Raw genomic sequence first — 18,223 nt, 5'->3', positions numbered from 1 at the left:
GCGAAGGAACGCCGAGCCTAAGCGAGGGGCCGGACGCTCGGGGCGAGCCTTTTTTTGCTTACTTTTTTTTGGCGTTTGAAAAAAAAGTGAGTTGCCGTAAGGGCGAAACCGCCAGCGGCCGTTACCGCAGCAACGGATATGTACTCATCAAAAATCAGAGCCGAAAGTGCCCCACCATCCCCTTCAACTCAACTCCCAACTGCGCCAATTCAATACTGGAAGCCGCATTCCCCTGCATCGCCAACGAAGACTGATCCGCACTGGCCCGAATACTCGTGACACTGCGATTAATCTCCTCAGCCACTGAACTCTGCTCCTCGGCAGCCGCTGCAATCTGCTGGTTCATCTGCTGAATCAATGACACTGCCGCCGCAATACTCCCCAGCGCACTCTCAGTCTGCAACGCATCACTCACCGCAAGCTTCACCAACTCCCCACTGTTCTGAATCTGCTGAACAGAAGACTGAGCCGCCGAGCGCAAGGCACTCACCAGTCGTTCGATCTCCTCGGTCGATTGCTGAGTGCGCTTGGCCAGTGCCCGCACTTCATCGGCCACCACCGCAAAGCCCCTGCCCTGCTCGCCGGCTCGAGCCGCTTCAATGGCGGCGTTGAGGGCCAACAGATTGGTCTGCTCGGCCACACTCTTGATGACGCTCAGCACCGTACCGATGTTCTGGATTTGCGCACTCAAACTTTCGATGCTCGAACTGGCCGAGGTGGCTGAATCCGCCAACTGCTCGATCCGCGCCATGCTCTGGCGCACCACCTGCTGACCACTTTCAACCTTACCGTCAGCCGTTTGCGCCGCCTGGGCAGCCTCCTCCGCGTTACGTGCAACGTCATGCACGGTGGCGGTCATCTGATTCATCGCGGTAGCGACCTGTTCGGTTTCTTCCTTCTGACTGCTGACTTCAAGATTGGTCTGCTCAGTCACCGCCGACAGCGACTGCGCTGAACTGGCCAACTGTTCGATGCCCGCCTGCAAACCGCTGACAATACTGCTCAGCCCAGCGCCCATCTGCTGCATGGCCTGCATCAACTGCCCGATCTCGTCACGGCGGGTCACTTCGACCGTCGCACTCAAATCGCCAGAGGCAATCTGTTGAGCAACACGGATCACACTGCGCAGCGGTGCCACGATCAAACGGGTAATCACCCAGGCCGCAATCAGCCCGACCAGCAACGCTAGCGCCGAGGAACCGATGATCAGCAGCGAGTTCTTTTTCAGCTCCGTCTGCATCGACTGATCTTCGGCGACATAGGCCTGATCCACCCGTTCCACCACCTGCGCAGCGCGCTGATGCAGTTGTTGATAGACAGTCTTTTCCTGCGCCAACAGGCCGGTGTACTCGGCGAGTTTTTCGCTGAATCCACCAATGTGCCCGACCACTTCATTGAGGACAGTTTGGTAACCCTCATCCTTGACCGTGGTTTTCAGTTGCCCGGCCTGGCTCAGGGCCTGATCGGCCTGCTCAATCTTGCCCTGCCCTGCGCTGTCGTCGCCCTTGCGGCTCAGGTCCAGGCGCACACGTGCTTCGTTCATGGCTTGCAACATCAACCGCGACACCTGGCTGACCTGATTGGCTTGTTCGATGAACTGCCCTCCGTCCTTGCCTTCGGATTCTTTCAAGGTATAAGCGCCGTCATCGGCCAACCCGGCCTGCAGCACGTCGAGGTTATTGGCCACGCTGGACACCGACCAACTGGCCATCTCCAGCGCCAGGTCTTTGGCCTGACTGAGCGAGACGAACTCGTCAAAGGCCTTGCGGTAAGCCCCCAAGGACTGCTCGACGTCATTCATCACCGGCACGTTGGCCGCAGACGCCGCTTTCAGTTGGGTTGCCAGAGCGATCAGGCCGTCAACGCCCTCGCGCAAGGCATCGGCGGTTTTGGGGTTACCGTGCAAGGCGTATTCCTGCTCGAGCAGTCTCACTTTGAGCAAACCGCTGTTGAGCGACGACATCTGCTTGAGCCCGTCGAAGCGCTGGCTGATGGTTTGCAGGGACCATACGCCGATGGCCGCCACCAAGGCTGTCAACAGCAGCACCAGTACAAACCCGACACCCAGTTTTTTAGCCATACCGAGGTTGGCAAAACGTCCTTGCACGGCCGAAATCATTGCACTTAGTCCCCTGACATAGTCTGTTGACGCAGATTCGCAACGGGCCTGTATCAACACAAGTCTCTGGCGTCTGAATAATGGCAAAAAGCTACGCTCACGTCGTTTTCAGAACGCTTGAGGTCGATCCAGAGAGGTGGCTCGAAAAAATGCCCGGGCTCGCGGATCACAGGCATAGGCCACATTAATGCGCTGCCAGTCATTGGCCTCTCCGGTGGGACTGAATGCCGTCGCAGAAGACAACAGAACACCGAAGCGCTGTGCCTGAGTCCGCACCTGAGCGTAGTCGGACATACGCGATCGCGCCCAGATGAACAGGCCTCCGACCGGTTTGCCGAAGACCTCCCACTCGGCGTCTTCAAGCACTTGCAACGCCGCCTCCCTGTCATTGCTCAAACGCTGGCGCTGACGCTGTACCAATGTGCGGTAGGCACCGTTGGCCAACAGGCTTGCCAGCACCGACTCACAAAACCGTGAAGCGCCCATGCTGCTGATCATCTTGACCTCGGCCAGCTGTGAAATAACCCCGGCACAGGCCACGACAAAACCGACCCGCAAGGAGCTGCTGAGGGTTTTGGAATAACTGCCGACGTAGATCACGTTGCCATCAATATCGAGCGCGGCGAGTCGCGTACCGGGGCCGCTGTGCAAATCCGCATAGACGTCGTCCTCGATAACCAGAAGGCCATAGGTTTTGGCCAGTTGCAGAACTCGCTGCGCCACCGCCGGCGCCAGGCTGCTGCCCGTCGGATTGTGATAGAAGCTATTGATGAAGATCCCGCGAGGTCGGTCCTTCACCAGCAACGCCTCAAGCGCTTCAATGTCCGGCCCGCGTGGGGTTCGCGGCACCTCGATCATGCTGACACCGTGCAGCCTGAGCAGATCGAACAGCAAGGAATAACCGGGATTCTCCACCACCACGCAATCACCCGGCTTGAACAAGGTCCGCACAATCAGGTCCAGCCCTTGACTGGCACCCGCCGTTGTCAGGATCTGGCTTTCCTCCACCACGATATCCAGCTGTTTCAGGCGTTTGTGGATCTGCTGGCGCAAGGCTGGCAGGCCCAGCGGCGTGCTGTAGTTGAACAAGCCAGCCATGTCGGTGCGGCTCACCTGACAGATCGCGTAGCTCAGATCATCCGTTTCGCGCCAGCTCTCGGGCAGTCCGCCACACCCCAATTTGAGTTCGCCCGAGGTGCCGCCCTGCTTCACTTCTGCCCCCTCGAGCCAGGGGCAATCCTGTGGTCCCTGAGCGACCAGCGCTGGAGTGGCGACAATGAAACCGGCGCCATGACGCGACGCCAGCACCCCTTGAGCCACCAGACGCTCACAGGCTTCAACGACGTTGGACTGACTGAGCAAATTGATCCGGGCGATTTGCCGCACGGAAGGCAAACGCGTCCCCGGCGGCACCTCGCCACGGCGAAGCCAGCAGGCTAGCGCGTCGACGATTTGCTGTACGACCGGCACCAATGCCCGTCGATCGATTCTCAACTCCATGAGCAAGCAAACTCCTGTCCGTTTTGCGGGAAACAGTTAATCACAGGAGCGGTCGATGAGCTGTGCGACAACGCCGCCAAAACCCTCGGTTCTAACCATTTGAAACACATTGGCCGGCCCCTTTAAGGAACCGAAAAAAAACCCGCACAGATGCGGGTTTTTTCCTACGTTGCAGTGCCTGGTTTCAGAACGCTGTCACGCCACCGTCCACCGCCAGTGAATGCCCCGTGGTGAACGCTGCGCCGTCGCTGCACAGGTACAGCACCGCACTGGCAATTTCCTCGACCTTGCCGATGCGCCCGACCGGGTGCATGGCATTGGCGAATTCGCCTTTCTTCGGGTCGGCTTCATAGGCACGGCGGAACATGTCGGTGTCGATCACGGCCGGACACACTGCGTTCACCCGAATCTTTTTCTTGGCGTATTCGATGGCCGCCGATTTGGTCAGGCCGATCACCGCGTGTTTCGACGCCGCGTAAATGCTCATCTTCGGCGCAGCCCCAAGGCCGGCTACCGAAGCGGTGTTGACGATCGCACCGCCGCCTTGGGCCAGCAGCAATGGCAACTGGTACTTCATGCACAACCAGACGCCTTTGACGTTGACGCCCATGATCGCGTCGAACTCATCGACCGTGCCTTCGGCCAGCTTGCCTTTCTCAATCTCGATGCCGGCGTTGTTGAAGGCATAGTCGAGACGGCCGTAGGTATTGACCACTTCGTCCATCAGATTTTTTACATCGCTTTCCAGCGTGACATTGCAACGCACGAAGGTCGCTTCGCCGCCCGCCGTACGAATCAGTGCCACAGTGCCTTCACCCCCGGCCGTGTCCATGTCGGCCACTACCACTTTCAAGCCTTCAGCGGCGAAAGCCTGGGCGGTCGCGCGGCCAATGCCATTGGCCGCGCCTGTCACAACGGCGACCTGGCCAGAAAACGTCATGCTCATTGTTATGTCCTCGAAGAGAAGATGCGGGGGATCGCGTGTTCGCAATCTAGCCACAGGGGCCTGCGGCACGGCAGCACTATCAGAAGGCCGGTTGGGCGCCCATGAGTGACAGTGATAAAACCGGCGGTTTGACTATCACTGCACTGGATCGATATGCATTCGCCGCATCAGCCAAACTTGCGGCATCGATCATGAAGGTCTATCAACAAGTCTTCATTCATCTTGAGTGCCTGTCATGACTACCCAGACCAATCGCCAGTTCCTGCTTGCCAAGCGTCCGGTGGGCGCGGCGACCCGTGAGACCTTCACCTATCAAGAAGTACCGGTCGGCGAACCGGCCGCGGGTCAGATACTGGTCAAAAACGAATACCTGTCCCTGGACCCGGCCATGCGTGGCTGGATGAACGAGGGCAAGTCCTACATTCCACCCGTCGGTATCGGCGAAGTGATGCGCGCATTGGGTGTAGGCAAAGTCGTTGCCTCGAATAATCCGGGCTTTGCGGCCGGGGACTACGTCAACGGTGCCCTGGGTGTGCAGGATTACTTCCTCGGTGAGCCACGCGGTTTCTACAAGGTCGATCCGAAACTCGCGCCTCTGCCGCGTTATCTGTCGGCGCTGGGCATGACCGGGATGACCGCTTATTTCGCCCTGCTCGATGTCGGCGCGCCAAAGGCGGGTGACACCGTGGTGTTGTCAGGTGCTGCGGGTGCGGTGGGCAGCATTGCCGGGCAGATCGCCAAGATCAAAGGTTGCCGCGTAGTCGGTATTGCCGGGGGCGCGGACAAGTGCCAGTTCCTGATCGACGAACTGGGTTTTGACGGTGCCATCGATTACAAAAATGAAGACGTCCACGCCGGCCTCAAGCGCGAATGTCCGAAAGGCGTCGATGTGTATTTCGATAACGTCGGCGGCGATATCCTCGACGCGGTATTGAGCCGTCTGAACATGAAGGCGCGGGTGGTGATTTGCGGCGCCATCAGCCAGTACAACAACAAGGAAGCGGTCAAAGGCCCGGCCAACTACTTGTCGTTGCTGGTCAACCGCGCGCGGATGGAAGGCTTTGTGGTAATGGACTACGCCGCACAGTTCGCCGCCGCCGGGCAAGAAATGGCCGGCTGGATGGCCAAGGGGCAGCTCAAGAGCAAGGAAGATATTGTTGAAGGACTGGAGACGTTCCCGGAGACGCTGATGAAGTTGTTCAGCGGCGAGAATTTTGGGAAGTTAGTGTTGAAGGTTTAAAAGCTTCGCGGGCAAGCCTCGCTCCTACAAGTCATGGGTCGGTCGACCCATGACTTGTAGGAGCGAGGCTTGCCCGCGAATGATTTTGGAGGCGCTGCTTAAGCCAGTTCGGCGACTACGGCCGCCAACGCCTTGGCCGGATCCGCGGCCTGGCTGATCGGACGGCCGATCACCAGATAATCGGAACCGGCATCCAGCGCCTGACGCGGCGTCAGAATGCGGCGCTGATCGTCCTGGGCGCTGCCCGCTGGACGAATCCCCGGAGTGACCAGTTGCAGCGACGGGTGTGCCGATTTCAGGGCCCGGGCTTCCAGAGCCGAGCAAACCAGACCATCCATCCCGGCTTTTTCCGCCAACGCGGCCAGACGCAACACTTGCTCCTGCGGCTCGATATCCAGACCGATCCCCGCCAGATCCTCACGTTCCATGCTGGTCAGCACGGTCACGCCGATCAGCAATGGTTTCGGACCGGTACGCTGGTCGAGCACTTCGCGGCACGCGGCCATCATGCGCAAACCACCGGAGCAGTGCACATTGACCATCCACACGCCCATTTCCGCAGCCGCCTTGACGGCCATGGCGGTGGTGTTCGGGATGTCATGGAACTTGAGGTCCAGGAATACTTCGAAACCTTTGTCACGTAAGGTGCCAACGATTTCCGAAGCGCAGCTGGTGAACAATTCTTTACCGACTTTGACCCGGCACAGCTTCGGGTCCAACTGATCGGCCAGCTTCAGTGCGGCGTCACGGGTGGGGAAATCCAGGGCGACGATGATAGGAGTCTGGCAGGCGGACATGAGTGGGCTCTCAGGCAGGTCGAAATCGGCGCGCATTGTAGCGGAACCAGCGCCTCTACGGGACCCGATGATCGGTAATTCGTCGAGGCGGCTCAATCAAGACTAGCCCTTGCGTCAATTGTGTCGAGTCAGATACACACATGACACGCCTGCAACACCCTTCAACGTTACCTTCGGCAGCCGCAACACGTCCTTACAGCACTTCCACATCCCTATCCTGATGCTCACTGCCCGTTGCGAACCGACCGACCGGATCATCGGCCTGGAACTGGGCGCCGACGACTACATGGGTGGACAGTTGAGCCTGGAAGAAACGCCCGGTGGTGGCCTGACAGCAGTGATTCGCCTGGCCCGAGCCTGATCACAACTCTGTGTACCGTTCGGTACAAACCCCATATACCCACGACAACTTGCTCCTTGAGGCTGCATAAGCCGGTGCACCCACCGGTTACCCATTCCAAGGAGTGAGCCCAATGATCGGTAGCGTCAGCAGGGAGAGAAATACGGACAGCTCCACCGATCAGTCGAACGTGACCGAAGCCCTGAACAAAATGATCGCTAACCTGAGCAAGCAGTACTCGCTCGACAATGTGGCGACCGTGGCAAGTACCTGAACGTGGCCACTTAAGTCAAAAGCCCACTGACCTTCACCGGTTCAGTGGGAACGATCAAGGGCGCCGATCTTCAACCCGAGACTGGCTCTTGCTCCAGTCGGTCAGCAGGCTGTAGGCCACCGCCAACAATGTCGGGCCGATGAACAAGCCAATAAACCCAAAGGCAATCAGCCCGCCAAACACCCCGAGCAGCACTATCACCAACGGCAAATTTCCGCCCCGGCTGATCAGGTACGGTTTGAGCACGTTGTCGACGCCACTGATGATGAACGTCCCCCAACTTCCGAGAAACACCGCCATCCCGTACTCACCCTTCCACGCCAACCACGCCGTGGCCGGAATCCACACCAGTGGCGGCCCCATCGGAATCAGGCTCAGCAAAAATGTAACAATCCCTAGCACCAGTGCCCCTGGGACCCCGGCAATCAAGAACCCGATCAACGCCAGAACCGCCTGGGCCGCCGCCGTCCCGATTACACCGTTCACCACCCGCTGCACCGTGCCCGCCACCAATTCGATGTAATACCCGGCACGGTCACCAATCAGCCGTTCCAGCAGCCCATGAACAAACGCTGCCAGACGCGGCCCGTCACGGTAGAAAAAGAACACGAAGACGATACTCAATGTCAGCTCGAGAATCCCGCCGCCAATTTGCGCACTGCGCGCCAGCAACCAGTTGCCGACCTGGCCCAGATAAGGTTTGACCGCCAGCATCATCGCCGCGCCCTGCTGATCGATGCTGTTCCAGATCCCCACCAGCCGCTCGCCCACCAGGGGAACACTGCCCAGCCAGGTCGGCGCTTCCGGCAGCCCATCGACCTGCACATCCTTGATGAACGCCGTGGCATCGCGCACATGGTCCGCGAGGTTGAACCCCAGCCACACCAACGGCACCGCCACCAGCAACATCCAGCCCAGCGTCAGCAATGCCGCTGCCAACGACTCGCGACCATTGAGCCAACGCGTCAGCAAACGCATCAGCGGCCAACTGGCAAACGCCAGCACCGCGCCCCAGAACAGCGCCGACCAGAACGGTGCCATCACCCAGAAGCTCGCGCCAAACAGCACCAGGAGCAGGATCTGCACCAACAGCCGATCGTTATTGATCATCTAAATCTCGAAAAAAGTCAGTCCGCAAAAGAGTAGGCGAACGCGGCTTGCACGTTCGCCTGATAAAGCTTATCGCAACAGTTCGATGTGCAAGCCTGCGCCCTCGACGCTGCCGGCTTCCATCCTGGCGGTACGCACACCCTGCCCGATCAATGCCTGACGCCAGGCTTCGGCCTTCGCCCCGGAAACACTGACCCGCAACGTGGTGTCCAGATTCAATCCACGGGAGATCAGGCGCAGCCAGGCATCGTCAGGATCGCCGGTCAGCTTGGGGAAATCGAGCTCACCGGTGCTTTTGAGCTCCCGAAGCAAGGTGGCAGACGTCGGCAACAAATCGCCCAGCGGCGCAGCGGCGTCGAACTGTTCGACGTGCAAATAGGCTTTGCGATTGCCGCGCGTGATGCTGTAAAGCGCCACCAGCGTGTTGTCCTGCGGAGCCGCCAGGCGCAACAGCAAATACGCTTGCTGATCATCAGCGCCATAGAGCTTGGCATTGCCGAAGACATCGTTAGCCCACAGGCTGCTTTCGCCGCAATCACGGGCCTGGCACCAGAACAGCAGTTGGGCGCCCTGCTTCTGCAAGGTTTCACGAGCGGCGGTGAAGGCGTCGGTTGACGAATGCTCCGGCGGTAATTCGTAGGTTACCGAGGTGGCCGTTCCACGGGCGCTGACCTGACCATCGAAGCGCAACTGGCCGCTGATTTTGCGGATCGAACCCAGTGGATAGATCCGCTCAAGTTCGGCGACCGGACGATAGTCGACGATCTGCGCATCGGCCATACGCGGCACGATCGGCAGGTCCTGGCTGCCCGGGACATCGGCGGCAAACAACAGGGGACTGAAACAACACAGCGTGAGCAGACTGAGTGAACGCATGGATAGACTCATCGGATCAGCATGGCCTGGGCACCTTTGACGACACTGGCGTCATCGATGCGCTCGGGAACCAGCAAACCACGCTGCACCGCCGGACGCGCCTCCAGGGCTGCCATCCAGCGTTGCAAGGCTGGCAAGCCGTCCACCGCGACACCGGACCACTCGTGACCACGAACCCACGGAAAAGTAGCGATGTCGGCAATGCTGTACTCGTCCGCAAGGAACTCCACGGCTTGCAGGCGCGTGTCGAGCACTTCATAGAGGCGACGGGTTTCATGTTGATAGCGGTCGATGGCGCCCTGGAGTTTCTCCGGGAAATAACGGAAAAACACGTTGGCCTGGCCTTGCATCGGGCCGATCCCACCCATCTGGAACATCAACCATTGCAACACTACCGAGCGCCCCTTGGGGTCTTTGGGCAGCAGTTTGCCGCTCAGCTCAGCGAGGTAAATCAGAATGGCGCCGGATTCGAACACGGCAAAATCGCCGTTGGCGCGGTCGACAATCGCCGGAATCCGGCCATTGGGATTGATCTTGAGGAAGTCCTTGGACTTCTGTTCCTTTTTGTCGAAACTCAAGGCGTGCACCGTGTAGGGCAAGCCGAGTTCCTCGAGCACGATAGAGACCTTGTGGCCATTCGGGGTCGCAGCGGTGTAGAGATCTATCATGGTTGTCTCCCATTTCAACCCGCCCAGCCTCGACAGTTGCCCGGCGCAAGTCAAGGAACGGCGAAGAACCGATTGAAACAGTCTGCGACAAGGTCGGCGCCGGGTTCGTCATTCAGGTGCAAATGATGGCCGCCAGGCAGCTGTTCACGGCTAAAGGGTAGACGCTCCAGCAACTCGGGATGTTTGGCTAGCATGCCGTCGGCAGCCACCACCAGTTTTGCAGGACAACTGACCCGCAGGACGAAGGCCATCGCCTGTTCGGTGGTCAGACGCAGCGGCGACGGTAACGTAAGGCGGTTATCGGTGCGCCAGGTGTAACCACCCGGCACCGGCATCAATCCACGTTGGGCCAGTAGTTCCGCGGCTTCGCGACTGACCGCTACCAAGCCTTTCATGCGCGCCTCGATGGCCCGGTCGAGCGTTTTGTAGACCGGTTTGCGCTTCTCCCGCAAATCCAGCTGCGCTTGCAGGGCCATGCCCATCCGCTCGGCAGCGTTTTCGCCTTTGTCTGTAGGAGGAATGATGCCGTCGATCAACGCCAGATGGGTCACTCGCTCCGGCAACGAACCGGCCAGCACCAGCGAAACAATCGCGCCCATGGAATGCCCCAGCAGTGCGAAGCGTTTCCAGCCCAGTTGTTCGGCGACTTGCAGCACGTCATGGGCGTAGTCCCACAGCGCGTAACCGGCACCGGTCGGACGATGCCCGGAATGACCGTGACCGGCCATGTCCAGCGCAATGATGCGCAAGCCTTTGAGCTTCGGCGCCAGTCGGGCAAAGCTGTTGGCGTTGTCCAGCCAGCCATGCAAAGCGATCACCGGCATGCCGTCTTCGGGACCGAACAGGTGCGCTGCCAGCTCTATGTGCGGCAGGCTAAGGCGGACTTCCTCAACGACGTTGCTCATGCGCAATCCCGTAGGCGGCGACCTTCCCAGCGGCTGAACAGATTTTTCAGCAGCGTGGCCGTGTCCTGGGGACGCTCGAGGGGAAACATGTGGCCGCCGGGCAGGGTCAGCGACTCGCCCAGCGGCATGCGCCCCACAGCGCTTGCGTGATGACGCATCACCACGCGGCTTTTGTGCCCTCGAACGACGGCGAGGGGCACTTTCAGCTGCCGTGCGCGACCCGGACTGGTGTGCGGCACGCCACGGTAGATGCTGATTTCCGTCGCCGGGTCGAAGCGCAAACGCAGCGTGTCGCCCACCTTGTGCAAGCCGTGTTGCAGGTAGGCGTCGAAGCATTCCGGATCGAAGCCACGGAACAGGGTTTTGCCAGCGAAATACCGTCGAGCCGCTTCCAGATCGGCGAACTCTTCGCGCCGCCCCAACGTACGACCGGCCGGAGTCAGGCGATCGATGAAACCAAAGCGTTTGGCCGCACGGATCACCCATTGATCGGCACGGGTCAGCACCGGCGAATCAAGCATCACCACGCCGCGATAGAGCTCGGGGCACCGCAACGCCGCGTGCAAGTGCAGCACGCCACCGAAGGAATGGCCGACGCCCCAGACCGGTTCCGGTTGCTGCTTGAGGTGATGAATCAGCTCGTCCACCAGGTTGTACCAGTTGTCGTCCGCCGGAAAACGCGGGTCGTGGGCGTGCTGCTCCAGATGCGTCACCTGATACTCGGGCGCCAGCGCCGCGAACAACTTGCCATAGGTGCCCGAGGGGAAACCGTTGGCGTGGGCGAAAAAAATCTGCTGCGACATACCGGTCGATCCATGAGCTAGAACAGGGGTTGATTGTCTGTAAGCCAGTCGCGAACCGCAATGACCGTAAGTGCCAGGAATGATGACAGTCCGGTCAGGGTGATGTCGATCCTTGTAGCAGCTGGCGAAGCCTGCGTTCGGCTGCGAAGCAGTCGTAAATCCTGCCACCTCGATTTGCCTGAGACACCGCGGTGAATGGTTTTACGACTGCTGCGCAGCCGAACGCAGGCTGCGCCAGCTGCTACAAGGAATTGCGTTTCAGCGGGTTGGCGGATTCTCACCCAACGGCACCACAGCCATGGTCAACCGCGACACACAACTGGCTTTGCCTTCATCGCTGCTCAGCCGAATGTCCCAAACATGCGTCGTGCGGCCAATGTGAATCGGCTTGGCCACCGCCGTGACCCGCCCACTGCGCAAGCCGCGCAAATGGTTAGCGTTGATTTCCAGGCCTACGCAGTAAAACTTGCTGGCATCGATGCACAGGTAGCTGGCCATCGAGCCGACGGTTTCGGCCAGCACCACCGAGGCGCCTCCGTGTAGCAATCCGTAAGGCTGGTGAGTGCGGTGGTCGATGGCCATGCTCGCGGTCAGGGACTCTTCGTCGAAGGCTTCGAAGCGAATATCCAGCACTTCGCCAATGGTGTTTTTCTGGATTGCGTTCAGCTGCTCGACGTTGGGAGTGGTACGCCACAGACTCATCGTTGCTTTCCTTGGTTAGTGTTATTCGTGGCTCAATCCTGCCACAGCACCACTTCACTGCGCTCGCTCCATTCTTCGAAACGGGCACCGTACGCGGCTTCGATCACGTTGCGCTTGATCTTCAGGGTCGGCGTCAGGAAGCCGTTTTCCACCGCCCAACTGTCCTTGACCACCACCAATCGACGCAAGCGTTCGTGTTTATCGAGGACGCCGTTGACCTCCTCCAGAAGTTTTTCCAGGCTTGAATGCAGACCTGCGCGCGCCGTTCCGCTGGCGTCCTGCTGACCGACCGCCGAAAGCACGCACAACCCCAGCGGCGCACTCAGGCCATCGCCGACCACGCACACCTGCTCGATCCGCGAATGCTCCGCCAGACGATTTTCGATCGGTGCCGGGGCGACGTATTTGCCTTTGCTAGTCTTGAAAATCTCTTTCAGGCGCCCGGTCAGGCGCAGGTTGCCTTCGGCGTCCTCCTCACCCTTGTCGCCGGTGCGCAGGAAGCCGTCCTCGGTGATGGTTTCGGCGGTTTTCTCAGGCTCCTTGAAATACCCGAGCATGGTTGCGCCGCTGCGCACCATGACCTCCCCCGACTCGGCGATCCGCACCTCGACCTCCGGGCATGGCTTGCCGATCCAGCCGGGTTTGTTCTGGCCCGGCAGGCACACGTGCGAATAGCCGCAGCTTTCGGTCATGCCGTAGACCTCCAGCACATCCAGGCCCAGTTTGCGGTACCACAACAGCAAGGTTTGCGGCACTGGCGCGGCGCCGGACAAGGCGATGCGCAAGGCATCCAGCCCGAGCCCGACGAGGACTTTGTGCCCGACCCGCTTGCCGATGATCGGCAGACCGAGCAGGAAGTCGAGACGCTTTGCCGGGATCTTGCTGTACACGCCCATCTGGAATTTGGTCCAGATCCTCGGCACGCCGAACAGCGCAGTCGGTCGTGCACGGCGCAAATCGGTCAGGAAGGTGTCCAGGCTCTCGGCAAAAAATACCGTTTGCCCGGTGTAGATCGACGCCAGCTCGACGAACATCCGCTCAGCGACATGGCACAGCGGCAAGTAGGACAGCAGCCGATCCGACTCATTCAGGCCGAACAACTGCGTGCCGCGCGTGGTGGCAAACCCCAGATTGGCGAAGCTGTGCATCACGCCCTTGGGCATGCCGGTGGTGCCGGAGGTGTAAATGATGGTCGCCAACTGGTCGGCGGACGGCTTGGGATCGTCCTGGATCGGTGAGCTCTTTTGCAGGTCGGCCCAACTGAAATCGAACGTGCCGGGCGGATGCAACGGCAGGCTGATCGTCGGCAGATCAGCGCTGACCCCGCGAGACATGCCAGGCCAGTCATCGAGTTTACCGATAAACACCAGCGCCGCTTCCGAATGCTCAAGAACCTGGGCCACGGTCTCGGCGGTGAGGTTCGGGTAGAGCGGCACCGACACATGGCCGGCCATCCAGATCGCCAGGTCGGCGATGATCCAGTGCGCGCAGTTTTTCGAGATCAGGGCGATGTGGCTGCCTTGTGGCAGTTCGCGCGCGCGCAACCAGTGTGCGGCGCAACGGGCCTGATGCCCGACGTCTTCCCAAGTCAGCGTTTCGACCTGGCCGCCGCCCGTGGGCTGGACCAAAAAGCGCTGGCGGGGATGGCACGCTTCACGCTCGTAAAAAACGTCCAGCGGCAAACGAAAAGCAGCAGGCATGCGACTCGCTCCTTTATTTTTGGTCTGGAGCAAGCGTAGTCAACCAAGCAGTTGCTCGGTTGACTATTTTTATGGGTGTTTGATGCCCTTGAGCTTCATCGCGCCGGCCAACGGTCCTTCGCCTTCAAGCTCGGCAAGGCCGGCGGTGGGGACCGCTTCCGGGCCCTGCACATGACCGTGCTGAAGGTAACCCAGCAGATTGCCCACCAGCGGGTTATGACTGACCAGCAGCGCGTGATCGACAGACACCAACTGCTCTGCCACCGCTTGCGGCCGATTGTCCGGGGTCAGCCACTCGACGGTGCGAATCTCCGGTTGGAAGCCCAGGGCTTCACGTACCAGCATCGCGGTCTCCTGCGCCCGCAGGAAAGGACTGGCATAGATCGCGGTAAGCGGCTGGCCGATCAACTCGGCGGCAGTGCGCAGCACTTCTTCACGACCATGGACCGTCAGTGTCCGCTCGGAATCAGGACGTTTGCCGTGTGGTTCAGCTTCACCATGACGCAATACCCAGAGTTTCATAGCTTGGGCTCCTCATCTCGTGCCGGGTGCGGGGCTGGCGCCACGACATGCGGCGCTTCACCTTCCGGTGTACGCGGCGTCGGCCAGTCGGCGAACGGCCAGGGTTTCTGGTCGCTGTGGAAACTGCCGAAACGACCGATCTGCGCCAGAAACTGGCTCAGGCTGTCGCCGAAATTCATCAGGCTGGCGCTTGGGGCACCATAGATCAAACGATAGATCAACTGCACCAGCACCACGGCGCCGAGGATGAATTGCGCCACTTGCCAGACCAGCACGTAGACAATCATCCACACCACACGCAGCAGGATGGATTCGTACTTGGCTTCTTCTTTCGGATCGTTCATGTCTCGCTCCCTGCCCCTGTCAATTGAGTGTTCAGTTGAAACCACTGGTGGAAATAAAGTCGACGTCGGTTTTAGGCTCGGCACGCATCAATAGACCGATCACCTGCTCCAGCGTGCGCCCTTCGAACAGGATGGCGTGGAGCCCGGCGACCAGCGGCATATACACGCCCACTTCCTGAGCCTTGGCCTTGAGCACCTTGAGGGTGTTCACCCCTTCGGCAACTTCGCCCAGCCGCGTCACGGCATCTTCCAGACTCAAGCCCTGGCCGAGGGCGAACCCGACCTGGTAGTTACGGCTTTTCGGCGACGAGCACGTGACGATCAGATCGCCGACGCCCGCCAAACCGAGGAAGGTCATCGGGTTGGCGCCCTGATTCACTGCAAAGCGGGTCATTTCCGCCAACGCCCGGGTGATCAGCATGCTTTTGGTGTTTTCGCCCATGCCCAGCGCCACCGCCATCCCGGCAATGATCGCGTAGACGTTTTTCAACGCGCCGCCCAACTCCACGCCAAAACGGTCGGCGCTGGCGTACACGCGAAAGGTCCGGCCATGCAACGCCTCCTGGACCCGCTGGCAGAGTTCTTCGTCTTCGCTGGCGACCACCGTGGCGGTCAGCGCGTGTTCGGCGATTTCTCGGGCCAGGTTCGGGCCGGACAGCACGCCGATGCGCGCTTGCGGGGCGATCTCTTCGAGAATTTCGCTCATCAGTTTGAAGGTGTGGGCTTCGATTCCTTTGGTCAGGCTCACCAGCAACTTGCCGCTCAAACGTGCGGCATGCGGAGCCAGCACTGAGCGCAGCGCACTGGACGGCAGCGCGACGAAGCACAGGTCGCAAGCTTCCAGAGTGGCCAGCAGGTCTGTGACAGGCTCGACGGCCGGAAGAATCTTGATGCCTTTGAGGTAACGCGGGTTCTCGCGATTGACCCGAATGGCTTCGGCCTGTTCAGGGTCACGCATCCACTGCCGCACCTGATGCCCGTTCTCGGCCAGCAGATTAGCCACGGCGGTACCAAAACTTCCGCCTCCCAGGACCGCAATTGGGCGCTGTTCAGTCATATGCAATCCGTTAATCCATACCAGTGGCGATGACGGCATTATACGGAGCGGCCCAGTGGCGGCCAGTCCCCGTATCAATTACCGGCACTTGTAGGAAGAAGACCAAGAAAACCGACGAAAATGCCCACAACGTGACTGGAAAAGTCATTGCGCTCGGTTAACATGCGGGCCAATTGTTCGCGATCAAGGATGTGTTGTGTCATTTGGTTCCCCATCACCTCGCTCGCCGCTGGTACTGGCGCTGATCTTCAGCTCGCCATTGCTCGCCGACGACTTGTTTCTGGACAGCGAGCCGCTGCCGCAAGTGCTGACCGCGACGCGGCTCAAGCAATCGCCGGCCGCAGTGCCGGGAAGCATGACGGTGATCGACAGCGAACTGATCAACGCCAGTGGTGCCCGTGACATCAGCGAGTTGCTGCGACTGGTGCCGGGGATGATGGTCGGCAACATCAGCGGTAACCAGGCGGCGGTGAATTATCACGGCACCAACGCGACCGAAGCGCGACGCCTGCAAGTGTTGATCGATGGCCGCTCGGTGTACCGCGCAGGTCTGGCCACGGTGGACTGGAGTGACATTGCGGTGGCCATGGAAGACATCGAACGCATCGAAGTTTTCCGCGGCCCGAACACCGTCAGCTATGGCGCCAATGCGCTGATGGCGGTGGTCAACATCATCACACGCAATCCGGCCGCCAGCCACGGCACGCGGCTGAAAATCACCCGCGGGCAGCGCGGCATCGACGACTTTTACGCCAGCCAGGGTGTGGGCTGGGACGGCGGCGACCTGCGCCTGTCACTGTCCGGTCAACAAGACGACGGCTTCGACTCGGACCGTAACGGCGCCGATTACCGCGACAGCCGCCGCTTGAATCGCTTCAACCTCGCGGTCAGCCAGACGCTCACTGAAAACCAGAGCATCGATTGGCAATTGAATGCCAAGGACGGGACCAACCAGCGGCCGTATACCTACCGCCCGGTCTTCTCGGGGATTACCGCTGCCGGGAACAATTCCGACGTCATCGCCAAGGACTACGCGGGCTCGCTGCGCTGGAACCTCGACATCAATCCCGATCACAGCCTTTATATCCAAGGCTCGGCGCAACACTGGGATCGTCAGCAAACCTGGCGTGCCTGCGATGCCGAGGTTTCGTTCAGCCCGCAGTTGACCGAGCTCTGGCAGCTCAACCCCAATTACACCGAACGCCTGGCGCGCAACATGGAGCGCTACACCGGCCTCGGCGCGCCCGCCGGTGACCCGGCCCAGCGAGCACTGGCCAATCAAGTGTTGGACCAGTGGAGAAACGGCGCCCGACAAACCCTCTGCGGTGACATCGACCAAAGCGCCCGGGAGTCGCGCTACGACCTCGAAGTGCAGGACACCCTCAGCCTGTCCGATCATCTGCGGCTGGTCAGCGGTATGAATTATCGTTACGACCGGGCAGATTCCGAGACTTACTTCAATGGCACCCTCGACGACACCACTTGGCGGGCGTTCGGCCAACTCGAGTGGCGCGCCACCGAGCATTGGTTGCTGCAGGGCGGAGCGATGTTCGAAGACACGCAATTGATCGGCAGTTCGCTCACCCCTCGGGTGGCGATCAACTACCTGATCAACCCGCGCCATGGCTTGCGGGCAGTGTACTCGGAAGCCATCCGCTCGCCGGACATGTTCGAAAACAACGTCAACTGGAGTTACCGGGTGACCCACCTGCGACCCAGTGCCTATGGCCAGTCCAGTGCCCGCTACTTCGTCAAGACCCGCGGCCCCGGCGACCTCGAACAGGAGCACATGCGCTCCCGGGAGCTGGGCTACAACGGCTACTTTGCCGAGTGGGGACTGGCGGTCGATGTGAAGCTGTTCTACGACGAAATCACCGCAATGATCAGCGAACCGCTGCGCAACAATCAGTACATCGCCAGCAACTCGAACAGCTCGCGCTTCTCCGGGACCGAAACCCAGCTCGACTGGCGAGTCAGCCGCGCCGATCGCCTGCGCCTGACGTATGCCTACGTCGACGCCGAGGCGAGCAACCCACAGGATGCGCACCAGACTGCCCGAAATAGCGGTTCCCTCGGTTGGCTGCGCAACTGGGGCCATGGTTGGAACAGCGCGCTCTTCTACTATGGTGACGATACCCTGAACGGCTATCGCTTCGAACGGGTCGACACACGCATCGCCAAACACATCGGCCTGGGCAAGGCCAGCCTGGAATTGGCCGGCGTGCTCCAGCAACGCCTCGACAGCCAGCCCACGACCTTCGTCGACAATAACTACGACGAGCGCCGGGTGCTTTACTTCAGCGCGGAGCTGGCGTTCTAA

At 60.2% G+C, this 18,223-nt stretch carries 17 protein-coding genes and 2 pseudogenes; 5 read left to right on the top strand and 14 right to left on the bottom strand.

All coding sequences use genetic code 11. The features are described 5' to 3' along the window. Positions 1–154: 154 nt before the first annotated feature. The 3 genes from QK293_RS03640 to QK293_RS03630 form a co-directional block, all read right to left on the bottom strand. On the bottom strand, positions 155–2,119 hold the full coding sequence (locus QK293_RS03640) for a methyl-accepting chemotaxis protein (protein ID WP_282375674.1): 1,965 nt from the start codon (positions 2,117–2,119) through the stop codon (positions 155–157). Between the two features lie 108 nt (positions 2,120–2,227). After that, positions 2,228–3,619, bottom strand: coding sequence for a PLP-dependent aminotransferase family protein (locus QK293_RS03635; protein ID WP_282375673.1), 1,392 nt, complete (start codon positions 3,617–3,619; stop codon positions 2,228–2,230). 184 nt (positions 3,620–3,803) lie between these two features. Next, entirely contained in the window at positions 3,804–4,565 is a 762-nt protein-coding gene (locus tag QK293_RS03630; RefSeq protein ID WP_150631761.1) for an SDR family oxidoreductase, read from the bottom strand. A gap of 101 nt (positions 4,566–4,666) precedes the next feature. On the opposite strand from QK293_RS03630, the gene QK293_RS03625 reads away from it, so the two are divergent. Together QK293_RS03625 and QK293_RS03620 are read left to right on the top strand one after the other, a co-directional pair. Continuing rightward, complete coding sequence (locus QK293_RS03625; protein ID WP_282375672.1) at positions 4,667–4,804, top strand: hypothetical protein; 138 nt, start codon at positions 4,667–4,669, stop codon at positions 4,802–4,804. Then, the gene (locus tag QK293_RS03620; protein ID WP_282375671.1) at positions 4,801–5,805 is read left to right on the top strand and encodes an NADP-dependent oxidoreductase; all 1,005 of its coding nucleotides are present in this window, start codon (positions 4,801–4,803) and stop codon (positions 5,803–5,805) included. The genes QK293_RS03625 and QK293_RS03620 overlap by 4 nt, the downstream gene beginning before the upstream one ends. A gap of 98 nt (positions 5,806–5,903) precedes the next feature. Here the strand turns inward: QK293_RS03620 and pyrF are convergent, their stop codons facing one another. Further along, a complete protein-coding gene (gene pyrF, locus QK293_RS03615) occupies positions 5,904–6,602 on the bottom strand; it encodes an orotidine-5'-phosphate decarboxylase (RefSeq protein WP_185752715.1) in 699 nt (232 codons plus the stop codon). Positions 6,603–6,810: 208 nt separating this feature from the next. Between pyrF and QK293_RS03610 the strand changes: the two are divergent. Both QK293_RS03610 and QK293_RS03605 read left to right on the top strand, forming a co-directional pair. Continuing rightward, positions 6,811–6,891: pseudogene (locus QK293_RS03610) on the top strand (DNA-binding response regulator); the annotation flags it as partial. Positions 6,892–7,093: 202 nt separating this feature from the next. After that, a pseudogene (locus tag QK293_RS03605) lies at positions 7,094–7,230 on the top strand (histidine kinase); the annotation flags it as partial. A gap of 40 nt (positions 7,231–7,270) precedes the next feature. Here the strand turns inward: QK293_RS03605 and QK293_RS03600 are convergent. The 10 genes from QK293_RS03600 to QK293_RS03555 all read right to left on the bottom strand — a co-directional run bounded on the left by QK293_RS03600 (position 7,271) and on the right by QK293_RS03555 (position 15,903). After that, positions 7,271–8,326, bottom strand: a complete 1,056-nt coding sequence (locus tag QK293_RS03600; RefSeq protein WP_282375670.1) for an AI-2E family transporter — start codon at positions 8,324–8,326, stop codon at positions 7,271–7,273. A gap of 69 nt (positions 8,327–8,395) precedes the next feature. Next, positions 8,396–9,202 carry a DUF4892 domain-containing protein gene (locus tag QK293_RS03595; RefSeq protein ID WP_282375669.1) on the bottom strand — a complete coding sequence of 269 codons (807 nt, stop codon included), beginning with the start codon at positions 9,200–9,202 and terminating at the stop codon, positions 8,396–8,398. A gap of 8 nt (positions 9,203–9,210) precedes the next feature. After that, positions 9,211–9,870 (bottom strand): glutathione S-transferase N-terminal domain-containing protein, encoded by a 660-nt coding sequence (locus QK293_RS03590; RefSeq protein ID WP_282375668.1) that lies wholly within the window; start codon positions 9,868–9,870, stop codon positions 9,211–9,213. Positions 9,871–9,920: 50 nt separating this feature from the next. Further along, positions 9,921–10,775: an alpha/beta hydrolase gene (locus QK293_RS03585; protein WP_282375667.1), complete on the bottom strand. Its 855-nt coding sequence runs from the start codon at positions 10,773–10,775 to the stop codon at positions 9,921–9,923. Continuing rightward, on the bottom strand, positions 10,772–11,578 hold the full coding sequence (locus QK293_RS03580; RefSeq protein ID WP_282375666.1) for an alpha/beta hydrolase: 807 nt from the start codon (positions 11,576–11,578) through the stop codon (positions 10,772–10,774). The genes QK293_RS03585 and QK293_RS03580 overlap by 4 nt, the downstream gene beginning before the upstream one ends. 258 nt (positions 11,579–11,836) lie before the next feature. Further along, positions 11,837–12,280: a hotdog fold thioesterase gene (locus QK293_RS03575; protein WP_282375665.1), complete on the bottom strand. Its 444-nt coding sequence runs from the start codon at positions 12,278–12,280 to the stop codon at positions 11,837–11,839. Between the two features lie 32 nt (positions 12,281–12,312). Continuing rightward, on the bottom strand, positions 12,313–13,980 hold the full coding sequence (locus QK293_RS03570; protein WP_282375664.1) for an AMP-binding protein: 1,668 nt from the start codon (positions 13,978–13,980) through the stop codon (positions 12,313–12,315). Between the two features lie 69 nt (positions 13,981–14,049). Beyond that, complete coding sequence (gene sixA / locus QK293_RS03565; protein ID WP_282375663.1) at positions 14,050–14,502, bottom strand: phosphohistidine phosphatase SixA; 453 nt, start codon at positions 14,500–14,502, stop codon at positions 14,050–14,052. Continuing rightward, positions 14,499–14,846 carry a DUF4389 domain-containing protein gene (locus QK293_RS03560; protein ID WP_282375662.1) on the bottom strand — a complete coding sequence of 116 codons (348 nt, stop codon included), beginning with the start codon at positions 14,844–14,846 and terminating at the stop codon, positions 14,499–14,501. The genes sixA and QK293_RS03560 overlap by 4 nt, the downstream gene beginning before the upstream one ends. Before the next feature lie 31 nt (positions 14,847–14,877). After that, a complete protein-coding gene (locus QK293_RS03555) occupies positions 14,878–15,903 on the bottom strand; it encodes an NAD(P)H-dependent glycerol-3-phosphate dehydrogenase (protein ID WP_282375661.1) in 1,026 nt (341 codons plus the stop codon). Positions 15,904–16,099: 196 nt separating this feature from the next. On the opposite strand from QK293_RS03555, the gene QK293_RS03550 reads away from it, so the two are divergent. Beyond that, positions 16,100–18,223 (top strand): TonB-dependent receptor, encoded by a 2,124-nt coding sequence (locus QK293_RS03550; protein ID WP_282375660.1) that lies wholly within the window; start codon positions 16,100–16,102, stop codon positions 18,221–18,223.

The sequence above is a fragment of the Pseudomonas sp. AL03 genome (genome assembly GCF_029960815.1).
Lineage (GTDB): Bacteria > Pseudomonadota > Gammaproteobacteria > Pseudomonadales > Pseudomonadaceae > Aquipseudomonas.
The sequence above is the reverse complement of the archived record's forward strand: the minus strand, read 5'-3'. Positions and strand labels throughout refer to the sequence as shown.

Excerpts from the sequence above, each read along its gene's own strand:
- QK293_RS03640 (WP_282375674.1), bottom strand. The coding sequence starts at position 2,119 with ATGATTTCGGCCGTGCAAGGACGTTTTGCCAACCTCGGTATGGCTAAA.
- QK293_RS03635 (WP_282375673.1), bottom strand. The coding sequence starts at position 3,619 with ATGGAGTTGAGAATCGATCGACGGGCATTGGTGCCGGTCGTACAGCAA.
- QK293_RS03630 (WP_150631761.1), bottom strand. The coding sequence starts at position 4,565 with ATGAGCATGACGTTTTCTGGCCAGGTCGCCGTTGTGACAGGCGCGGCC.
- QK293_RS03625 (WP_282375672.1), top strand. The coding sequence starts at position 4,667 with ATGAGTGACAGTGATAAAACCGGCGGTTTGACTATCACTGCACTGGAT.
- QK293_RS03620 (WP_282375671.1), top strand. The coding sequence starts at position 4,801 with ATGACTACCCAGACCAATCGCCAGTTCCTGCTTGCCAAGCGTCCGGTG.
- pyrF (WP_185752715.1), bottom strand. The coding sequence starts at position 6,602 with ATGTCCGCCTGCCAGACTCCTATCATCGTCGCCCTGGATTTCCCCACC.
- QK293_RS03600 (WP_282375670.1), bottom strand. The coding sequence starts at position 8,326 with ATGATCAATAACGATCGGCTGTTGGTGCAGATCCTGCTCCTGGTGCTG.
- QK293_RS03595 (WP_282375669.1), bottom strand. The coding sequence starts at position 9,202 with ATGCGTTCACTCAGTCTGCTCACGCTGTGTTGTTTCAGTCCCCTGTTG.
- QK293_RS03590 (WP_282375668.1), bottom strand. The coding sequence starts at position 9,870 with ATGATAGATCTCTACACCGCTGCGACCCCGAATGGCCACAAGGTCTCT.
- QK293_RS03585 (WP_282375667.1), bottom strand. The coding sequence starts at position 10,775 with ATGAGCAACGTCGTTGAGGAAGTCCGCCTTAGCCTGCCGCACATAGAG.
- QK293_RS03580 (WP_282375666.1), bottom strand. The coding sequence starts at position 11,578 with ATGTCGCAGCAGATTTTTTTCGCCCACGCCAACGGTTTCCCCTCGGGC.
- QK293_RS03575 (WP_282375665.1), bottom strand. The coding sequence starts at position 12,280 with ATGAGTCTGTGGCGTACCACTCCCAACGTCGAGCAGCTGAACGCAATC.
- QK293_RS03570 (WP_282375664.1), bottom strand. The coding sequence starts at position 13,980 with ATGCCTGCTGCTTTTCGTTTGCCGCTGGACGTTTTTTACGAGCGTGAA.
- sixA (WP_282375663.1), bottom strand. The coding sequence starts at position 14,502 with ATGAAACTCTGGGTATTGCGTCATGGTGAAGCTGAACCACACGGCAAA.
- QK293_RS03560 (WP_282375662.1), bottom strand. The coding sequence starts at position 14,846 with ATGAACGATCCGAAAGAAGAAGCCAAGTACGAATCCATCCTGCTGCGT.
- QK293_RS03555 (WP_282375661.1), bottom strand. The coding sequence starts at position 15,903 with ATGACTGAACAGCGCCCAATTGCGGTCCTGGGAGGCGGAAGTTTTGGT.